Origin of the sequence: Streptomyces sp. NPDC050388 (assembly GCF_040655635.1) — a bacterium.
In the GTDB taxonomy this organism is placed as follows: domain Bacteria; phylum Actinomycetota; class Actinomycetes; order Streptomycetales; family Streptomycetaceae; genus Streptomyces.
This window is the reverse complement of sequence record NZ_JBFAKH010000001.1, coordinates 116,239-135,718: the sequence shown is the minus strand read 5'-3', so window position 1 is coordinate 135,718 and position 19,480 is coordinate 116,239. Positions and strand designations below refer to the sequence as shown.

Sequence of the window (19,480 nt, the reverse complement as noted above, 5' to 3'; positions counted from 1 at the left end):
CGGTAGCCGCATGTCGATGCAGCCTGGACCTGCATGTGAAGGTCGCCAAGGACTGGCAGCGGGATCCGAAGCAGTTGCGGCGGCTGGGGTTCTGACCCGGCGGCGGTGTCAGAGGCGCTGCTCGCGCAGCATCTCCCGGAACCAGCCGTAGGACGCCTTCGGGGTGCGCTCGAGGGTCTCGAAGTCCACGTGGACCAGGCCGAAGCGGCGGGTGTAGCCCTCCGCCCACTCGAAGTTGTCCATCAGGGACCACACGAAGTAGCCCCGTACGTCCACGCCCGCCTCCAGCGCCCGGTGCAGGGCGCGGACATGGCCGTCGAGGTAGACGATGCGGGCCTGGTCGTCGACGCCCTCGTAGGAGCAGCCGTTCTCGGTGATGACGACAGGGGGGAGCCGGTCGCCGTAGCGGGCGTGGAAGGTGGTGAGGAGTTCGGTCAGGGCCCCGGGGACCACCGGCCAGCCGAAGTCCGTCACCGGATACCCCTCGATCTCCCGTACCGAGAAGGGGAGTTCGGCCGGCATGCGGACACCGCCGAACTCGGTCTCGGTGCCCTGCGGGGCGCCCACCCGGGTCGGCGCGTAGTAGTTGACGCCGTACCAGTCGACCGGCTCCGCGATGACCCCCAGGTCCGCCTCGACGTCGCCCGGCATCAGTTCGCCGATGCCGTCCGGGTAGCGGCCGAGCAGGACGGGGTCGGCGAACAGGCGGTTCAGGAGCGTGTCGTAGAAGTCCGCCGCCGCCACGTCCGCCGGGTCCGAGCCGGCCGGCCAGACCGGGCCGTGGGAGTTGGCGATGCCGATGTCACCGGCACCGGCCGCGCGCAGGGCGCGTACCGCCAGCCCGTGCGCGAGGAGCTGGTGGTGGGCCACCGGCAGCGCGTCGAGGAGAAGCTTCCGGCCAGGGGCGTGGACGCCCAGCGCATGGCCCAGCAGGGTGTGTTCGGCGGGTTCGTTGAGGGTGATCCAGCGCGCCACGCGGTCGCCGAGCCGGTGGGCGACCTCGGACGCGTACTGCGCGAAACGCTCCGCCGTGCTCCGCTCCAGCCAGTCCAGACCGGACGGCAGATCCCAGTGGAACAGCGTCGGCACCGGTCGCACGCCCGCCGCGCACAGGTCGTCGACCAGTCGGTCGTAGAAGTCCAGGCCACCCTTCGCCCGCACCCGCGGCCAGGAGACCGAGAAGCGGTACGCGTCCACCCCCAGTCCGGCCAGGAGCGCCACGTCCTCGCCGTGGCGGTGGACGTGGTCACAGGCCACCGCCGCCGTCGAGCCGTCCCGCACCCGCCCCGGCTCGGCGCTGAACTCGTCCCACACGGACGGCCCGCGTTCGTCCACCGCGCCCTCGATCTGGTGCGCCGAGGTCGACACGCCCCACAGGAAGCCGTCCGGGAAGCGGGGGATCGGGTTCGTCGTCGCCATGGCACGGATCATCCGCACCGACCGCGATCCAAGTCAACGCCCCTGCGGGGAAGGGTGGTTACGCGCCCTCCTTGAGCACTCTGCTGATCAGCGTGCGCTGTTCCTCGGTCAGCCGGGGGTCCGCGCAGTACACCGACCGCCCGTCCACCGTGATCCGGTAGCTGAAGCCGTCCGGCACCCCGGCCGGCGGCGTGCCCCGGCCGGCGGCCACGGCCCCCTCGGCCAGGGCGTGCCACTCGGGCGCGTCGGCCCGTCCCGAGGTGTCCACCTCGGCCCGCCGCTCGATACCGGCGAACCCACCGGTGCGTGTCACCTGAATGCGCATGGTTCTGTGTCTAGTACGGAACTACAGCGTCCGCACCCCCACCCGCTCCCAGGCCTTCGACACCGCCCGCAGTTCCTCACCCTCCCCGAACCGGGCCCGCGCCGCCTTCACCGTCAGCGTCGCGAAGTCCGTGAACTGCGCGTCCTGCGTCAGCTCGCCGCCGGTCAGCACGTCGTACCAGACCTGCCCCGCCCGCTCCCAGGAGTGCCCGCCGAGGGTGGTGGCGGCGAGGTAGAAGGCGTGGTTGGGGATGCCGGAGTTGATGTGGACGCCGCCGTTGTCGCGGCCGGTGCGGACGTAGTCGTCCATCGTCGAGGGCTGCGGGTCCTTGCCGAGGACGTCGTCGTCGTACGCGGTGCCCGGCTCCTTCATGGAGCGCAGCGCCTTGCCGGTGACCCGCGGGGCGAGCAGCCCCGCGCCGATCAGCCAGTCGGCCTCGCCGGCGGTCTGGCCGAGCGTGTACTGCTTGATCAGGGAGCCGAAGACGTCCGACACCGACTCGTTGAGCGCGCCGGACTGGCCGAAGTAGTCCAGGTTGGCGGTGTACTGGGTGACGCCGTGCGCGAGTTCGTGGCCGATGACGTCGATGGGGAGGGTGAAGTCGAGGAAGATCTCCCCGTCCCCGTCGCCGAAGACCATCTGATCGCCGTTCCAGAAGGCGTTGTTGTAGTCCCGGTCGTAGTGCACGGTCGCGACCAGCGGCAGCCCGGCGCCGTCGATCGAGTCGCGGGAGAACGCCCTCAGGAAGAGTTCGAAGGTGGCGCCGAGGCCCGCGTAGGCGCGGTTGACGGTGGCGTCCTTGCCGGGCTCCTCGCCCTCCCGGCGGACCGCCGCCCCCGGCAGCTTCGTGCCGTGCCGGGCGTCGTGGACGGTGCGGTGCGGCTTGCCGGACTCGGCCGCGGCGAGCGGGGCGACGGCGGCGGCGCCGACGACCGTGGTCAGGCGGCGCTGGGTGCGCTCGTAGGCGTCGCGCTGGAGGGTGCGGCGGGCGGGTCCGGCGAGTGCGGGGTCCTCGGCCTGCGCGAGCCGGTCGAGGACGTGCGGCGGGACGATGGTGCAGAAGACGGGCTCGAAGCCCCCGTTGGTGGTCATGTCCGGCACCTTTGCACTGCGTGACGGGTTTGTCACCATCCGCAACCTTGGTTGGTGAAAAGTGCGGTCGATCCCTGTGATGGGGCGCCTTGGAGTGGTATACGGCACTTTTTGTCCCGATCCTCCCTCTGGTCCCGCATACTGATACGGACGCTCGCACGGGCCCGTGTCTCGGTTAGGCTGCGCAGCATCATGCGTTTCGGGCTGCTTCTCCTTAGCTGCCGCGGTGAGGGTCTGCAGTAGGCCGACCCCCTCCCCGCGGAGTTTGGCGCTGCGGCGTCGGCCGTCCCTTTCCGGTCTCATCCCGGATCACCGCGGACCCTCGAGGAGCCCACGCACCATGGTCAACCGCCAGCAGCCCAGTTCCATGCCGATCCACAAGTACGGCCGTTACGAGCAGGTGGACATCCCCGACCGGACGTGGCCGGGCAACCGGATCACCACCGCCCCCCGCTGGCTCTCCACCGATCTGCGCGACGGCAACCAGGCCCTGATCGACCCCATGTCGCCCGCCCGCAAGCGCGCGATGTTCGACCTGCTGGTCAAGATGGGCTACAAGGAGATCGAGGTCGGCTTCCCGGCCTCCGGTCAGACCGACTTCGACTTCGTGCGCTCCATCATCGAAGACCCGGACGCCGTCCCCGAGGACGTCACGATCTCCGTACTGACCCAGGCCCGCGAGGACCTGATCGAGCGTACGGTCGAGTCCCTGAAGGGCGCCAAGCGCGCCACGGTGCACCTGTACAACGCCACCGCGCCGGTCTTCCGCCGGGTCGTCTTCCGCGGCTCCAAGGACGACATCAAGCAGATCGCCGTCGACGGCACCCGCCTGGTCGTGGAGTACGCGGAGAAGCTGCTGGGCCCGGAAACGCACTTCGGCTACCAGTACAGCCCCGAGATCTTCACCGACACCGAGCTGGACTTCGCGCTGGAGGTCTGCGAGGCGGTGATGGACGTCTACCAGCCCGGTCCGGACCGCGAGATCATCCTCAACCTGCCGGCGACCGTCGAGCGCTCCACCCCCTCCACCCACGCCGACCGCTTCGAGTGGATGGGCCGCAACCTGTCCCGCCGCGAGTACGTCTGCCTGTCCGTCCACCCGCACAACGACCGCGGCACGGCCGTGGCCGCAGCCGAGCTGTCCCTGATGGCCGGCGCCGACCGCGTCGAGGGCTGCCTGTTCGGGCAGGGCGAGCGCACCGGCAACGTCGACCTGGTCACCCTGGGCATGAACCTGTTCTCCCAGGGCGTCGACCCGCAGATCGACTTCTCCGACATCGACGAGATCCGTCGCACGTGGGAGTACTGCAACCAGATGGAGGTCCACCCGCGCCACCCGTACGTGGGCGACCTGGTCTACACGTCCTTCTCCGGCTCCCACCAGGACGCCATCAAGAAGGGCTTCGACGCCATGGAGGCCGACGCGAAGGCCCAGGGCGTCACCGTCGACGACATCGAGTGGGCGGTGCCCTACCTGCCCATCGACCCCAAGGACGTCGGCCGCTCCTACGAGGCCGTCATCCGCGTCAACTCGCAGTCCGGCAAGGGCGGTATCGCCTACGTCCTGAAGAACGACCACAAGCTGGACCTGCCGCGCCGCATGCAGATCGAGTTCTCGAAGATCATCCAGGCCAAGACGGACGCCGAGGGCGGCGAGGTCACCCCGGCCGACATCTGGTCGGTGTTCCAGGACGAGTACCTGCCCAACCCGGACAACGCCTGGGGCCGCATCCAGGTCAAGAACGGCCAGTCCACCACCGACCGGGACGGCGTCGACACGCTCACCGTCGAGGCCACCGTCGACGGTGAGGCCACCGTGCTGACCGGCAGCGGCAACGGCCCGATCTCCGCGTTCTTCGAGGCCCTGCAGTCCCTCGGCATCGACGTACGGCTGCTCGACTACCAGGAGCACACGATGAGCGAGGGTGCCTCCGCGCAGGCCGCCTCCTACATCGAGTGCGCCATCGGCGAGAAGGTCCTGTGGGGCGTCGGAATCGACGCGAACACCACGCGTGCCTCGCTGAAGGCGGTCGTCTCGGCCGTCAACCGGGCGGCCCGCTGAACAGCGGCTCCGAGAGGTCCAGGGGTCCCGTCCGCCGTTCTCGGCGGGCGGGACCCCGTCGGTTACCGGCCATTCCCTGTGCGGGTCACGGGAAGGTCCCGTGCGAGGTGCTGACGAAGACTCTTCGATGTGGCTAACATCACGCAAGCGCGGCGATGAGGCCGGGGCGATGTGGAGGTGCGACGTGCTGCCAGGACGGGGACCCGACGACCGTGCCGCTGTCACCAGACTCTCGCGCCTGCTGGGAACCCGGACCGCGTGGACGGCCGTCGGCGACGGGGAGTTCTTCTGCCCCGGTTGCGGCGGCGACCGCAACTACCGGCGGCTGACCGGACAGCGCCGCTTCACCCTCCTCGGCGTGCCCGTGGTGCCGCGCGGCGCGGCCGGCCCGGTCGTCGAATGCGCGGCCTGCCTCCGCCACTTCGGCACCGACGTCCTCGACCACCCCACCACCACCCGCTTCTCCGCGATGCTCCGCGACGCCGTGCACACCGTCGCCCTCGCGGTGCTGGCCGCGGGAACCTGCTCGCGGGCGTCCCTGGAGACCGCCGTCGCCGCCGTCCGCGCGGCCGGCTTCGACGACTGCACCGAGGACCGGCTGGCCGCGCTCGTCGAGGCGCTGGCCGCCGACACCGGCCGCTTCACCGGCGAGCCCTGCACGGCGGGCCTCGCCATAGAACTCCACGAGGCCCTCGATCCGCTGGCTCCGCACCTCGCCGCCCCGGGCCGCGAATCGATCCTCCTGGGCGGCGCCCGCATCGCCCTCGCCGACGGCCCCTACACCCCCGCCGAGCGCGACGCCCTGGCCACCGTGGGTGCCGCCCTCACCATCTGCTCGGACGACGTGACCCGCCTGCTGACGGCGGCCCGGACACCGTCCTGACCCTCCCGGGGCCGACCCGGCTCCCGGCTCAGTGGCAGCCGGTGAGTCCGAGGCGCATGACCAGGCGGTCCTGGCCGGGGCCGAAGTAGTCCCGGCGCAGCCCGGCGTCGGGCTGCTCGGGACAGAAGCCCAGGGACCGGTAGAGCAGTATGGCCGCGCGGTTGGCGGGTTCCACCGTCAGGCGGACCTGTTCGACGCCGCTGCCGCGCAGCCGAGCCAGGATCTCCACCATCAGCTCCCGGCCCAGACCGTGGCGGCGGCGCTCCTCGGCCACGCACAGGCCGAGGATCCAGCTCCTCCGGGTGAGTGCCGTGGTCGCGGCCAGGACATAACCGTGCAGGCGTCCCTCGCCGTCGTCGAGGACCAGGAGGTGCTCGGCGTACATGTCGTAGAGCTGGCGCAACAGGAACGCGGGGTACGCGACCTCCTGGAAGACCGCCTCGTCGAGCCTTTGGAGTTCGGGCAGGTCGGACTCCTGCGCCGTCCGCAGGACCAGGGGGCGCGGGTCGGGGAACGGATCCGGTTCCCCGAGGCACCCACGGCGGTCCAGGGCGTGCTCCAGCGGTTCGGCGGTCATGCCACCCCCAGTCGAGACGTTCGGGATGTGCGGACGTCAACACGACAGCTCCGACGCGGTTCACCCTTGAGGAGCACCCTTGAGGAAGAGGAGCCCCGGTGGCGCCAGTGGTTCCGCCTCGCTAGAGTGAGCGCCCAACTCGCCTCATGCAAGGACGAGTTCATATTTGTCGGCGATGTGCTGTCGTGCGCCCGTCGTGCGCCTGTTCTTCGGGGTCGGCCGGTTTTGGACTCTCTGCGCGTTTCGCGTCGGCTTTACCGTGTGAATCCGGGCATATGCTGTTTCGCCTGACTGTGTTCACGAGGGTACGAACGCGGGGCGCACAGTCTTGTCCGACACTGATGGGAATACGACAGGGTGATGATGGATCGCAACGCCGATGCGCCGTGGTCGCAGTTCGATCCTGAGGTGTACGTCGACCTCAATTACCGCACACCACTCGAAGTCGACCTCCTGATCGTGCGCTTGATGCGCGACCACTTCAGCAGCTGCTTCGCCCGGGGCGTCCCGGACTCGATGCGCGGTGTCGACGTCGGGGCCGGCGCGAACCTCTATCCGGGCCTGGCCATGCTCCCGTGGTGCGAGAAGATCGTTCTGCTCGAGTACGCGCAGCCGAACGTCGAGTACCTGGAGCGGCAGACGGCGCCGGAGGGCTACGACGAGGCCTGGGACGCGTTCTGGAACGAGCTGAGCGAGGCTCCCGCCTATGCCGATGTGAAACCGAGGGACCGGATCAGCGAGATCGTCCGCGTGGAGCGGGCCAACCTGCTGGACCTCGACGGACAGCGGCGCTGGGACATCGGGACGATGTTCTTCGTCGCCGATTCGATGTCGGAGTGCCCCGACGAGTTCCGGCGGGGCGTGCGGTGCTTCATGGACGTGCTGAACGAGAAGGCTCCGTTCGCCGCCGCGTTCATGAAGGAATCCGCTGGATACCGTGTCGGCGAACACTGGTACCCGGCCTACCGGGTGAACGAGGACCAGGTCCGGGAGAGCCTGGAGCCCTTCACCTCCGAGCTGGAGATCCACGATCTGCACCATGTGGTGCGGCCGGGTCACGAAGGAATCATCCTCGCCCTGGGGCGGCGCAATTCGGAGGTTGTGGCCCCCTAGGAACGGGGACCATGTCTGCACACAGGACAACGAGATCTGTACGAGGGGTGCGGGGATGCAGATCAAGCCGCGGCAGCATCTGCTGGACATCTGGCGAGCCGCGGCCCGTCATTCGTTCGACGACGGGAAACTCGTCTGGGGGGACACCGAAGGGCTGAGCAGCGTCGCGGACGCGGAACGGCTGCTCTGTCTGCTGTACCCCGCCACCGAGGTCCCCGCGTTCCGCTTGGACCAGCCCGACACCACGGAGAGGGACGTCCTCGGGGCGTTGGAGCGGCTCGGCAGCCGACTGGAGATCCCTCCCAACCTGATCACCGCGCTGGCCCAGTTCATGCGCACCCACACAGGACCGGACGAAAGCCCCACCTTCGCCGGTGGGCACTACTTCAGGACGAATGATCCCCAGCGGGAACTCACCCACGAACAGAGCCAGCTGGGTGTCGTCGACTCCTATTCCATGTCCGTCACGCTCTGCCTCGCCACCTTGGGATTCCTCAAGGTCTACGAGAACAGCACCACCCGTCCCGAGATGCGCAGGGCGGTCGGTGAGCTGAGAGAGGCCACCAGTCGCAGGCTGACCGCCGCGATGATCAGCCTGCTGCGTTCCTTCACCGTCAACGTCTTCGACGCGGAGTCCGAACAGGGCCGGCGGCTGATCCAGGTCATCGGACAGGGCGGGCAGTCCGACCGGGCCGTACTCCAGCAGTTCTCCCGCCGGTTCCGGCCGCTGCGCGCCACGATCATCGAAAGCCTCAGTCGCGGCATCCAGGTCGACGAGAGCATCCGGGACGAGAGCCAGCTCTTCGAGTGCGGCTGGGCCTGGAGCGTGGTGAAGGACGCGCCGACCATCACCGACCTGAGCGTCCAGGCGCCCGGCCAGCCCGACGGCATCGCCGACCGGCTGCCCTACGTGTACTTCACCGTGGTCGCCCTGGACGGTATCCAGGACCTGTTCTCCGAGCGCACCCTCACCCTGGGGCTGCTCGACACCGACCAGCAGAAACTCGCCGAGGCCCTGCGCCTGCGCTGGGAACTCAGCCAGCAGTACTGGTCGGCCATCGCCCGGTTCGGAGCCGGGCGCTGGCCCCTGGAGGACCTTCCCTGGCAGACCACCGGCCTGCGGCTGGAGTCGGAGTACTTCTCCCTGACCGTCGCGGCCATCCTCGTCCACGACCTGGTCCGCCGGAAAGCCACCGACGACGACCTCACCCGCACCGTCTCCGTCATGGAGCGCCTCGCCGACCGCGGCCGGGTCACCAGCCGTATGACCAGGAACGATCCCGCGGTCGGGCTGCACAACCCCGGGGTCACCATGCCGCTCGCCGGATCGGAACGGTCCGGCGGGCCGCTGCAGTGGCGGATGACCGATTTCTCGGCACAACTCCTCAAGCGGATCGTCCAGCTCGCGGAGCTCTCCCGGAACGTCGACGCACAGGACCGTCTGCTGCGCCTGGCCGAGCAGGCATTCGAGCACCTGTGGAACCGGCGGATCGAGGAGGGCGAGGGGGCCGGCCTCTGGGACAACGCGCGGGCCGTCTTCCCGGACTCACGCGTCGGCCGGCGCCTCTCCTGGAGCATCACCGAACGTGTCACCGAGTGTCTGGTCGCCGCGCGCAACCTGTACGAGCAGCAGCCCATCCGCAGTCCCGAACTCGCTCAGCTGGCCCGTGAGCTGCTCAGTGAGGCCACCCATCTGTTCGGTAAGGAACAACTGGAGGCATCGACCACCGCCGAGGGGAGCCGGGGCCGGGCCATGCGGAGCATCGAGAGCCGACTGGACCGTGCCCGCAGCCTGGTCGACGACCGGCCCGCGACCGCGTTCGCGCTGGCCCTGCCCGTGCTCCAGGAACTCGACACCCTGGCCCAGGCCCGGGGCGCCGCCGCACAGGAGGTGTGAACCGTGCTCGTCTTCGCCGCCTCCGACAAAGGAGGCACCGGTCGCTCGGTCACCAGCGCCAACCTGGCCTACCAGCGCGCCCTCACCGGCGATCACGTGGCATACGTCGATTTCGACTTCGGCTCACCGACTGCCGCCGCCGTCTTCGACGTCCCCGACGCGATGCGCGGCACCGAGGAGCGGGGCCTGCACTCCTACCTCGAGGGCGAGGTCACCGAGCCGGCCCGGATCGACGTCTGGCGGCAGACCGAGCACCCCCGACTGCGCGCCCGGCCCAACCAGTCCGGCCGCCTGGTCCTGTTACCCGGCGACGCCGGCGGTGGCGAGTTCGCCACCGCCGGGGACGCCCTGGAGCGATGCGTCGACCTGCTGCTGCGGCTGAACAGCGAGTTCGACCTGATCATCGTGGATCTGAGCGCCGGCCGCAGCTACGCCGTCGACATGGTCCTCGCGGCAACGGCCCACCCCCAGATGCGGCACGTCCCGTTCCGCTGGCTCGTCTTCCACCGCTGGACCCGACAGCACGTGGTCGCCGCCGCAGGGCTCGTCCACAAGGACCACGGCATCGTCAAGGGCGGTGTCGAGCGAGGACACGACGAGGAGGCGCTGCAGGGCGCCATCCGTTTCGTACGGGCCGCCGTACCCGATCCGGACTCGCCGCTGTGGGCCCAGGGCTCGCCCGCCCAGGCCGCCTGGATGCAGTCCTGCGACGAGGCGCTGCGCCGGCTGGCGGCGGAGCACCGGGTCGGCGACAGCGTGGTGCTCGGTGTCGTACCGCTGGAGCCCATCCTGCAGTGGCGCGAACAGCTGATCACCGAAGAGGACGTGCTCTCGACCCAGATCGCCAACAAGGAGACGCTGGAGGCGCTGGAGGAGATCGCACGACGCCTGACCGACGACTCCTGCTGGGGGCGGCCATGACGGACGCGGTGTTCCGCGAGACCACCGCCGAGCCACGCACCCAGGCGGTGCCGCTGTCGCACCTCTCCCTGGAGTTGGGCCACCTCTACATGGAGGACTTCGAGGCCGGCCCCGAACACCTGAGGGAGCACTTCGACCGGGTGCGCCCCTGGGCGGAGGCGGCACGCGCCACCGCGGCCGCCGCGACCGGCGGCAAACGCCCCCGGATCAGCACCTGCTTCCTGATCGACGACTACTTCACCCGTTTCTCGAGCCCCGCCGAAGTCGTCCCCATGCTGCTGGCGGAGGCCGACCGGGCCGGTCTCGTCGTCGACTACCTGGCCCGCGAGTCCGGTTGTGCGGTCGCCGGCAAGGTACCGGTCGCGGAGGCGGTGGCAGGCCGCCTCGTCGAGGAACCGCCACCCGGCAGTTACGGAATCCGCCCGCCGGCCGCGCAGACCGGCTGGCTGGCCAACGGCGAGCGCAGCCCCGCCGCGCGAGCCCCGCAGGCCATGAAGCAGGCCACCGCCTGGCAGCCGCCCCGGGAGGCAGCCGCCCGCCGCCACTCCGTCTTCCTGGACGTCGAACTGTGGAGCGACGCCCCCGACGGACACCGCACCTGGTCCTGCCCCTTTCTCGCCGCGGTGTGGCAGCTCGCCCGCCTCGGCCTCCTGCGCAACGAGGGCGAGGCTGTCCTCGTGCCCCGCCCGCACACCACCTCCGGCTTCCCCGAGGAATGGGACGAACTGCCTCCGCTGGTCCGGCTCAATCCCAGGGCCGACCCGTTCGCCGCCTACCGGACCTGCTCGGTGGTGCCCAACCGGTTCCTGCCCGTCGAGCACGCCGTCCGGGTGATCCTCGACCAGACCGAGGTGGCCCCGGGAGCACTGCGCCAGGTCGCCGAACGGTCCGCCCGCGAGAGGACGACCGTTCCCGACTCGGTGGCCGATCGGGTCTCCTACGTCTTCTACGCGGGGCCGTGAGATGGGACCGGGGGAGTCCGCACCGCGTGTCGTGCTCGCCTGCGGCGAGGTCCGCACCTGTCTGCTGCCCGCCCTGCAGGCGCTCGACAGCCGGGCCGCCGCCCAGCTCCTCGGAGTGCGCGCCGATGAAAGCGTCCTGCTCTCCGAACGTCCCAACCTCTACGGCCGTTCGCCCGACACCCTCACCGGCGTCGACTGCCCCGTCCCCAGCTCCAACGGCGCCGGAGTCCGTGTGGTCGGCACGGTCGTCGCGCGGGCCTCGCTCACCGAGGGACGTGTCCTGCAGAGCTCCGCGTACTTCCGGGTCACCGCGGCAGGACCCGACCACCGGCGGCCGTGGGGCCACTACCTGGTGCGGCCCGGGGTGGTCGAGCCGTTCGGAAAGCTGCCCCACGAAGCGGTCGCCCAGGGCCTGCTGAGCGGTGGGCGGCACGGCGAACTCGATGTCGGACTGATCGCCGGCGGGCTGCTCACCCGACTGCTGCGCCACCCCCTGCTGGACCAGCGGCCGCCCCTCAGGTCCCGTCCCACCCGGCTCCGTTGGGTGGCCCTGCCCGCGGACCGCGACGACGGTCCGTCGATCGAACGGTTCACTCTCGCCGAGGACGAGTTGCGCACGCTGCGGCTCCGAGTGCCCGAGGGAACCCCCAGCGGTGAGATCGCCGGGCTCTGCGACGATCTCGCCCTGCACGACTGGCTGCTCACCACCGTGGTCCGCATCCTGGACGGCATCCGTCTGGGAGCCGGGGCCCCGCCCGCCCGGCCGCGACGAGGGCCGGAAGAGGGCCGCCCCGCCGTCGTCACGGCACTGCGGCCCGCCGTCGACCACCTGCTGCACCTGTGGATGCCACGGGCCCGGGTGGCGACGGAGCTGGCCCAGCTCTGGGACGTGCTGGAGGACCGCCCCGGCTTCACCCGGCAGTGGCAGGCGCTGGTGCAGCGCATCCGCGACCAGCTCACCCTGCATGCGATTCCCCCACCGCACCGGGAGACGGAGCCGGCTCCCTGACCCGACCCCAGGGCGCCCCCGGCCCGGAGCGCCCCGACCAGCCCCACACGCACATCACCGCATCCCGAACCGAAGCGCAACCCGACCGGGGGGAGAAGCGAGATGAGCACGGCAGAGTCATCTCAGCACGACGACACGGCGGGCACGCCCGACACGCCCGCTCACGCGGACCATCGGACGGTCCCCGATCCGCGGGGCCCGTCCCGCACGTCACTCGGCCGGGACAGCACACCGGCCGGCCCAGCGGTGGACGAGCCGGCCCGGGACACCCCCGCGCCCCCGTGGATGCGCCGACTGCTGGTCGGCCTCGTCCTCGGCCTCCTCGCCTGGGGCGTCGCGGCGCTGCTGAGCCCGGAGGACGGTCTGTTACGGCAACTCGCCGCCGCCGGACTCTGCGCCGTCGCCGCGGTGGCCGTCCAGCACATCCTCGGCCCGGCCCGGAAGACGGAGGAACGGGACCGGTGCGCGGAAGACGTGCCGGCCGAGACCGCCGCCACCGTACGGGAGGCTCTGCGGCGCCAGGACGGCCCGCAGGGTGGCCTGACCCGCCGCACCGAGGACATGCAGCAACTCGTCGAGAACCACCTCGTCGTGGCGGGCCGGGACACGGAGCACAATCCCGCACCGGGACGGGTCCGTATCGGTGCGGTACCCGACCTGGCCACGGACTTCGCCGAGGTCCTGGCGCCCGGACCCCCGATCCTCTCCACCTTCGTCCGCCTGGAGATGGTCCGGGTGATCGGGTACATGACGGATCTCACCACGCTGAGCGTGGAGTGTCCGGGCGAGAACCACGACTGGATGCTCGCCCTCACCCATGCCGCGGAGCACTCCATCTGCGCCACCAGCACCTCCGTCGACCGGCAGTTCTGGAACAGCGAGCCCGCCAGCCGCTACCTCCACGCACAGCAGGAGGCGATCGATGAGCACGACGTGCCGGTGCGGCGGCTGTTCCTGCTGGAGAGCGCGCGGGAACTGGACGACCGGCTGCTGCAGCTCTGCGAGGAACAGGCGGCGCTGCACATCGAGGTGCGCGTGGCGGTTCTGCCGGAACTGCCGCCCCACCTGCTGCGCGGCACCACCAACGACTTCATCGTCTACGACGAGACGGTGTCCTACGAGATCGACCAGGACCTGCGCGACGTCAACGTCAGGACCCGGCTCATCGCGCGCCAGGACCACGTCCAGGACCGGTTGAAGCGCTTCAGGGATCTCTGGGCGGCCGGCATGAGCCTGCGCGAACTGGAGGTGCGGGTCGACGACGAAGAGGACGGCACCTGGATGGTCGACGGGGCCTGACCCGCCGCACCGACCGGGCGGGCCACGGGGCGTCAGGGATCGGCGAATCGAGCAGGCGACCCGTGGCCTCCGCCTGCCCCTGGGTGGGCCACGACCTCGCCGGGTGCGGTCGTCGTGGCGAGCGCCCGCACTCCGGAAGCCGCCTACCCGAAAGCGTGAGCACTCCGGCTGCCACTGTCCGCATGATGCCGGTTTGATCGCGTAAGTGTCATTCACCTTGGGAAAGCCGGCCAATCCCCGTACGTTCCGGCCGACGCTCCCCACCACTGGGCGACTTGGGCATTGCCACCGGCCCGGACGGGCAAGGGCAAGGCCACCCGGGAAACGACCCCGCTACTCCCCAGGGAGTAGACCGCCTCCCGCGCCACCCTCCGCAGTACCGGTCGACTCGCCCTCGCGCCGGACGTATCGGTCCTCCCGCGCCGGGAGTCTGGAGAGTGTTCCAGGCAGGCCGAGCGGAGGGAGTTCGTCGCATGGGGGACACAAGGACACGGGCACGGCGGGGGCGCGTCGTGCCCTGGGTGGTGGTCGGGCTGTGGCTGGCCGCGCTCGTGCTGGTCGGGCCGCTGGCCGGGAAGTTCAGCGACGTGCAGCAGAACCGGGCCGTCGACTACTTGCCCGACAGCGCCGACTCCACCCAGGTCGCCCGCATCCAGGACGAGTTGCCCGGCGGGGAGTCGACCGACCTGGTGATCGTCTATCACCGGGACGGCGGGCTGACCGCGGCCGACCGGCGGACCGCCGCCGAGCAGGTCGCCGAAGTGGCGGACACCCACGAGCTGTCGGGCGAGCCGCGGGGCGTTCCCTCCGAGGACGGCAGCACCCTCATGTACCCGGTCTCCAGCACCGGGCCCGGCCAGGACGAAGAGGCGCGCAACGCCTTCGTCGACGAGGTGCGCGAGCTCGCCGACAGCGGTGACGGCGGTGACGGCGGCGGGCTGAGCGTCGAGGTCGGCGGGCCCGGCGCACTCCAGACGGACATGGGCAAGGTGTTCGAGACGATCGACGGCACCCTGCTGTTCGCCACCCTCGGCGTCGTCACCGTCCTGCTCGTCCTGCTCGTCCTGATCTACCGCAGCCCGTTCCTGTGGCTGGTCCCGCTCAGCGTGGCGGGCGCGGCGGCGGCCCTCGCGATGGCCGCCGGATACGGGCTCCACGAACTGTTCGACGTCACGATCACCGGCCAGAGCGGCGGCATCATGACCGTGCTCGTCCTCGGCGCCGGCACCGACTACGCGCTGCTGCTCGTCTCCCGGTACCGCGAGGAACTGCGCCGCCACGAACACCCCTACGACGCCATGCGCACCGCCCTGCGCGGCTGCGGACCGGCGATCCTCGCCTCCTCCGGCACCGTCGCCGCCGGACTGTTGTGCCTGGTCGCCGCCGACCTCAACAGCAGCAGCGGCATGGGCCCCGTCGGCATGATCGGCGTGCTCGCCGCGCTGGTCGCGATGACCACCCTGCTGCCCGCCGTGCTGGTCCTGCTCGGGCGGCGCGTGTTCTGGCCGCTGATCCCCGCCTACGGCAGCGAACCCAGGGCCCGTCGCTCGCTGTTCGCCGCCATGGGCACCTCCGCCGCCCGCCGGCCCGCCGCCGTCCTCGTCGGCGGGGCCGTCCTCCTCGGCGCCCTCGCGCTCGGCACCCTCAACCTCGGCGGCGACCTCAAACAGGAGGACTCTTTCACCGACCGGCCGGAGTCCATCACCGCGATGCGGACCCTGGCCGAGAAGTACCCCGACCGCAGCAGCCGCCCCGTCACCCTGATCGCCCCCACCGACCGGGCCGACGCCGCACTGGAGACGGCCCGCACCACCGACGGTGTGGCGGACGCGGCCGCCGGACGCAGCGGCGGGGGCTGGACCGAGATCTCCGTGTTCCCCACCGCCGCACCCGAGTCGCCCGGCGAGACCCGCACCATCGAAGCCCTGCGCGCCGGACTCGACGACCACGGCACCTACGTCGGCGGCCCCAGCGCCCAGCAACTCGACCTCGCCGACGCCGAGTCCCGGGACCGCTCGGTGATCGTGCCGCTGGTGCTCGCCGCGGTGTTCGTCGTCCTCGTGCTGCTGCTGCGCAGCCTGATCGCACCGTTGCTGCTGCTCGCCGCCGTGGTCGCCGTGTGGGGCGCGACCCTCGGCATCGGCGGACTCGTCTTCGAGCCGCTGTTCGGCTTCGCGGGCACCGACCCCGGACTCGGTCTGCTCTCCTTCGTCTTCCTCGTCGCCCTCGGCGTCGACTACGGCATCTTCCTCATGCACCGGATGCGCGAGGAGTCCCTGGCCGGCGCCGAACCCGAGGCCGCCGCGCTCACCGCGTTGCGCACCACCGGCGGGGTGATCGCCTCCGCGGGCGTCGTCCTCGCCGCGACCTTCGCCGTACTGACCACACTCCCGCTGGTGGGTCTGGTCGAACTCGGTTTCGTCATCGCGGTCGGTGTCCTGCTCGACACGTTCCTCGTCCGCACCTACCTGGTGACCACGGCGAGTGTGCTGCTGCGCCGCTGGATGTGGTGGCCCGGCAGGCTCTCCCGGCCCGCCCCGAAGCCGGTACGGGAGGACCGGGCGGACCGTGAGGGCAACGCGGAACGGGAGCCGGAGCCCGCGCGGTAGGCAGACGGCCGGCACCGCACCGGCGCACAGACGAAAGGGTGCCCCTCCCTCACGGAGGGGCTCCCTCCTCCCGGAGGATGAACCCGTGCAGGCAACCACGACCACGGCCCCCGCACCGCCGCCCCCGACGAAGGACACGGCGGCCGAGCGGCCGCGCCTCGGCGAGCGGATCGTGGCGGCGATCCACCGCGACCCGCTCACCGCGCCGCACGCCGTCCGCAACGACGCCGTGCTGGCCGTCCTGCTCGCCGCGCTCGCGACCGTCCTCGCGCTGGTCGGCGACCACGGGCGCCGACCCGACGCGCTCGGCTGGACCCTGCTGCTCGCCGCCCACGCGCCCCTGGTGTGGCGTCGGCGCCGGCCCCTGCTCGTGCTGCTGTGCGTCCTGGCGCTGGTCGCGCCGTACCACGCGCTCGACAACAACCATGTCGCGCCCGTCGCCGCGACCATGGTGCCGCTCTACACCATCGCCGCGACCGGCCCACCGCGCCGCACCCTCTGCCTCGGCTCGCTCGTCATCTGCGGCACGCTCCTGCAGAACGCGCTCACCAACCCCGACGGCTTCGTGGAACTGCTCCGCATCACCGGCTGGGTCGTCGCCGTGCTGGTCTCCGGCGTCGACGTCCGTTACTACCGGCAGTACGTCGCTGCCATCGTCGAGCGGGCCGAACGGGCCGAACGGACCCGCGAGGAGGAGGCCCGCCGCCGGGTCGCCGAGGAACGCCTGCGCATCGCCCGCGACCTGCACGACCTGCTGGCCCACAGCATCACCCTCATCGGTGTGCAGACCTCCGTCGCCGCGCACGTCCTGGCCGCCGACCCCGACCGGCTGGACCGGCGGACCGTCGCCAAGGCCCTCGACGACATCGCCGACACCTGCCGGACGGCCCGCGGTGAACTCCGCACCACCCTGGAGGTGTTGCGCGAGCACGGCGCGGGCGACGCCCGGGGTCCGCTGCCCGGCCTCGACGGCGTGCCCGACCTGGTGGAGGCCGCCCGCCTGGCGGGCGCCCGCGTCGAGCACTCCGGTCGGTTCGGCACCGTGCCGCCCGCCGTCGGCGCCGCCGCGTACCGCATCGTGCAGGAGGCGCTGACCAACGCGGTCCGGCACGCGGGCCCCGAGCCGTCCGTCCGCGTCGACCTGCGCACGGAGAACGGCGCCCTGCACCTGTCCGTCACCGACGACGGCACCGGCCCGGACCCGGACGGCACCTCCGGATTCGGGCTGGTCGGGATGCGGGAACGGGCCCGCAGCGTGGGCGGCACACTCGACGCCGGAGCCCGCGAGGGAGGCGGCTTCCAGGTGACCGCGACCCTGCCGCTGACCACGCCCGCCCCCACGGACGCCACGGCCGCCACCATCGTGGAAGGAACCCGGACCGCATGACCATCCGCGTACTGCTCGCCGACGACCAGACCCTCGTACGGGAGGCGTTCGCCCTGCTCGTCGAGTCGGCGTCCGACATGGAGGTCGTCGGCCAGGCCGCCACCGGCCGCGAAGCGGCCGAACTGGCCCGCACCCGGCGCGCCGACCTCGTCGTCATGGACATCCGAATGCCCGACCTCGACGGCATCGAGGCCACCCGGCTGATCGCCGCCGAGGAGGACCTCGCCGGGGTGAAGGTGCTCGTCCTCACCACCTACGACACCGACGAGAACATCGTGGAGGCGCTGCGCGCCGGCGCCTCCGGCTTCCTGGTCAAGGACACCAGGCCCGCCGAACTCCTCGACGCCATCCGCACGGTGGCCGCCGGGGAGGCGCTGCTGTCGCCGGGGCCCACCGCGCGGCTGATCGAGCGGTTCCTGCGCAGTCCGGCGATGCCGGTGACGGCGGGTCCCGAATGCCTGTCCGACCGCGAGCGGCAGGTGCTCACGCTGGTCGCACGCGGGCTCAACAACACCGAGGTGGCGGAGGCGTTGGGACTGAGCCCGCTCACGGCGAAGACCCATGTCAGCCGGATCATGGGCAAGCTGGCGGCCCGCGACCGGGCCCAACTGGTCATCGTGGCGTACGAGTCGGGCCTGGTGGCGCCGGGCACACCGTGACCGGCGACGCCGTCGCTCAGAGGGCGTGGGCCAGCCAGCGCTGGATCGTGCTGTTGATGTTGCCGGGCAGGGCGCTGAGCCGGTCGATGGCCTCGCGGTCCTCGGGCCGCGGCGGGATGCCGGCCGCGGTCAGGGCCGCGTGCAGCTCGAGACGGCGCCGGTCCTGCGGGTCGATGGCGACGTCCAGCCGTTCACCCGGGCGCGGCGGCGTCAGGTGGTAGTCACCGAAGTTGCTCCCGTCGAGGGCGTAAGGGTCGACGAAGGCACGGTGGTTGGTGCCGAACTCGTAAGCGGAGGCGGTCACGTGGATCTCCAAGGGATGTCGGTCTACCTCACAGGAGACCGCCCCGGAGCCCACCTCGGTGGTACCCCCGCCGAAATGTCACGCCAACAGCGCCATAGCCAGTTCATCCTCACGTCGGACCAACAGACCGGTGGGAGACGGGAGATGGGGTGGCGCTCCGTGACGCATGCGGGAGCGATCGTATTCGCACGACTCCACGGGACTACCCGCAAACGCATGAATTGAACCGATCATGCACAACTGCACCACGTCATCGTGGGTTGCACACGCATGTCATGCGGGTGACGTCGAGGGGTGCGGGTCTTCCAAAGGACTCGTTGCAAAGAACCCGTTGCAACGAGTCCTTTGCGGCGCTACCGTTGGTGTCATGGACGGCTCCCAGGACCCGCAGCTCCACAGTCTCGACGCCCGCTCGCTGCGCGGGCTCGCGCATCCCCTGCGGATGCGGTTGTTGAACGCACTACGGCACGGGGGGCCGGCCACCGCGTCGCAACTGGCCGCGAAACTGGGGGAGTCCAGCGGCGCGACCAGCTATCACCTGCGCCAGCTCGCCGCGCACGGCTTCGTCGAAGACGCGCCGGAGCGCGGCAAGGGGCGGGAGCGGTGGTGGCAGGCGGTCCACCGGGGCGTGCTGTTCGACGGAACGCTGCTAGAGGACCGTGACCCCGAGGTGCGCGGCGCCGCCGACCTGTTCCTGCACGAGGTCGCGAACCACCACACCCGGGAACTCGCCACCTGGCTCGGTACCCGCCACGACTGGTCCGAGCAGTGGAGACGCTCCTCGGACATGAGCGACTGGACGCTGAGCCTCACCCCCGAACTCGCCCGTGAACTCAGAGAAAAGATGTTCGAGCTCATGGAGAGCTACCGGGCTCTGGCCCCCGACGAGGGCACCCCGGACCTCGAGCAGGTGCGCATCCATACGCACCTCATCCCCACCCGCACGGACTGAGAGGCCGCCC

Annotated in this window: 17 protein-coding genes; 12 read left to right on the top strand and 5 right to left on the bottom strand. The window is 71.0% G+C overall.

Annotated elements, in window-relative coordinates; all coding sequences use genetic code 11:
- Positions 1–108: 108 nt before the first annotated feature.
- The 3 genes from AB0I73_RS00620 to AB0I73_RS00610 are packed head-to-tail and all read right to left on the bottom strand — an operon-like array spanning position 109 to position 2,836.
- Complete coding sequence (locus AB0I73_RS00620; RefSeq protein ID WP_363032298.1) at positions 109–1,419, bottom strand: GH1 family beta-glucosidase; 1,311 nt, start codon at positions 1,417–1,419, stop codon at positions 109–111.
- A gap of 58 nt (positions 1,420–1,477) precedes the next feature.
- Positions 1,478–1,744, bottom strand: a complete 267-nt coding sequence (locus AB0I73_RS00615; protein WP_109376981.1) for a protealysin inhibitor emfourin — start codon at positions 1,742–1,744, stop codon at positions 1,478–1,480.
- Positions 1,745–1,765: 21 nt separating this feature from the next.
- Complete coding sequence (locus AB0I73_RS00610; RefSeq protein ID WP_109376982.1) at positions 1,766–2,836, bottom strand: M4 family metallopeptidase; 1,071 nt, start codon at positions 2,834–2,836, stop codon at positions 1,766–1,768.
- Between the two features lie 340 nt (positions 2,837–3,176).
- Between AB0I73_RS00610 and leuA the strand changes: the two genes are divergently transcribed.
- Together leuA and AB0I73_RS00600 are read left to right on the top strand one after the other, a co-directional pair.
- Positions 3,177–4,898: a 2-isopropylmalate synthase gene (gene leuA, locus AB0I73_RS00605; RefSeq protein ID WP_363032296.1), complete on the top strand. Its 1,722-nt coding sequence runs from the start codon at positions 3,177–3,179 to the stop codon at positions 4,896–4,898.
- Positions 4,899–5,082: 184 nt separating this feature from the next.
- The gene (locus AB0I73_RS00600) at positions 5,083–5,781 is read left to right on the top strand and encodes a TerB family tellurite resistance protein (RefSeq protein ID WP_363032294.1); all 699 of its coding nucleotides are present in this window, start codon (positions 5,083–5,085) and stop codon (positions 5,779–5,781) included.
- A gap of 28 nt (positions 5,782–5,809) precedes the next feature.
- Here AB0I73_RS00600 and AB0I73_RS00595 read toward each other — a convergent pair whose 3' ends face one another.
- Positions 5,810–6,358 (bottom strand): GNAT family N-acetyltransferase, encoded by a 549-nt coding sequence (locus AB0I73_RS00595; RefSeq protein ID WP_363032292.1) that lies wholly within the window; start codon positions 6,356–6,358, stop codon positions 5,810–5,812.
- Between the two features lie 360 nt (positions 6,359–6,718).
- On the opposite strand from AB0I73_RS00595, the gene AB0I73_RS00590 reads away from it, so the two are divergent.
- From AB0I73_RS00590 to AB0I73_RS00550, 9 genes are all read left to right on the top strand, one after another.
- On the top strand, positions 6,719–7,471 hold the full coding sequence (locus tag AB0I73_RS00590) for an SCO2525 family SAM-dependent methyltransferase (protein ID WP_363032290.1): 753 nt from the start codon (positions 6,719–6,721) through the stop codon (positions 7,469–7,471).
- Between the two features lie 55 nt (positions 7,472–7,526).
- On the top strand, positions 7,527–9,368 hold the full coding sequence (locus tag AB0I73_RS00585; RefSeq protein ID WP_363032288.1) for an SCO2524 family protein: 1,842 nt from the start codon (positions 7,527–7,529) through the stop codon (positions 9,366–9,368).
- A 3-nt stretch (positions 9,369–9,371) separates the two neighbouring features.
- Positions 9,372–10,289: an SCO2523 family variant P-loop protein gene (locus AB0I73_RS00580; protein ID WP_363032286.1), complete on the top strand. Its 918-nt coding sequence runs from the start codon at positions 9,372–9,374 to the stop codon at positions 10,287–10,289.
- The gene (locus AB0I73_RS00575) at positions 10,286–11,251 is read left to right on the top strand and encodes an SCO2522 family protein (RefSeq protein ID WP_363032284.1); all 966 of its coding nucleotides are present in this window, start codon (positions 10,286–10,288) and stop codon (positions 11,249–11,251) included. The genes AB0I73_RS00580 and AB0I73_RS00575 overlap by 4 nt, the downstream gene beginning before the upstream one ends.
- A gap of 1 nt (position 11,252) precedes the next feature.
- Positions 11,253–12,260: an SCO2521 family protein gene (locus AB0I73_RS00570; protein WP_363032282.1), complete on the top strand. Its 1,008-nt coding sequence runs from the start codon at positions 11,253–11,255 to the stop codon at positions 12,258–12,260.
- 102 nt (positions 12,261–12,362) lie between these two features.
- Positions 12,363–13,559 carry a hypothetical protein gene (locus AB0I73_RS00565; RefSeq protein WP_363032280.1) on the top strand — a complete coding sequence of 399 codons (1,197 nt, stop codon included), beginning with the start codon at positions 12,363–12,365 and terminating at the stop codon, positions 13,557–13,559.
- A gap of 473 nt (positions 13,560–14,032) precedes the next feature.
- Positions 14,033–16,168 (top strand): MMPL family transporter, encoded by a 2,136-nt coding sequence (locus AB0I73_RS00560; RefSeq protein ID WP_363032278.1) that lies wholly within the window; start codon positions 14,033–14,035, stop codon positions 16,166–16,168.
- Positions 16,169–16,253: 85 nt separating this feature from the next.
- Positions 16,254–17,555, top strand: a complete 1,302-nt coding sequence (locus tag AB0I73_RS00555) for a sensor histidine kinase (RefSeq protein ID WP_363032276.1) — start codon at positions 16,254–16,256, stop codon at positions 17,553–17,555.
- On the top strand, positions 17,552–18,214 hold the full coding sequence (locus AB0I73_RS00550) for a response regulator transcription factor (RefSeq protein ID WP_109378779.1): 663 nt from the start codon (positions 17,552–17,554) through the stop codon (positions 18,212–18,214). Before AB0I73_RS00555 ends, AB0I73_RS00550 begins: the two co-directional genes overlap by 4 nt.
- A 16-nt stretch (positions 18,215–18,230) precedes the next feature.
- Here AB0I73_RS00550 and AB0I73_RS00545 read toward each other — a convergent pair whose 3' ends face one another.
- Positions 18,231–18,428, bottom strand: a complete 198-nt coding sequence (locus tag AB0I73_RS00545; RefSeq protein ID WP_202280444.1) for a hypothetical protein — start codon at positions 18,426–18,428, stop codon at positions 18,231–18,233.
- A gap of 457 nt (positions 18,429–18,885) precedes the next feature.
- Here AB0I73_RS00545 and AB0I73_RS00540 point away from each other — a divergent pair, with 457 nt between their 5' ends.
- Complete coding sequence (locus tag AB0I73_RS00540) at positions 18,886–19,470, top strand: winged helix-turn-helix domain-containing protein (RefSeq protein WP_363032273.1); 585 nt, start codon at positions 18,886–18,888, stop codon at positions 19,468–19,470.
- The last annotated feature ends 10 nt before the right edge of the window (positions 19,471–19,480 follow it).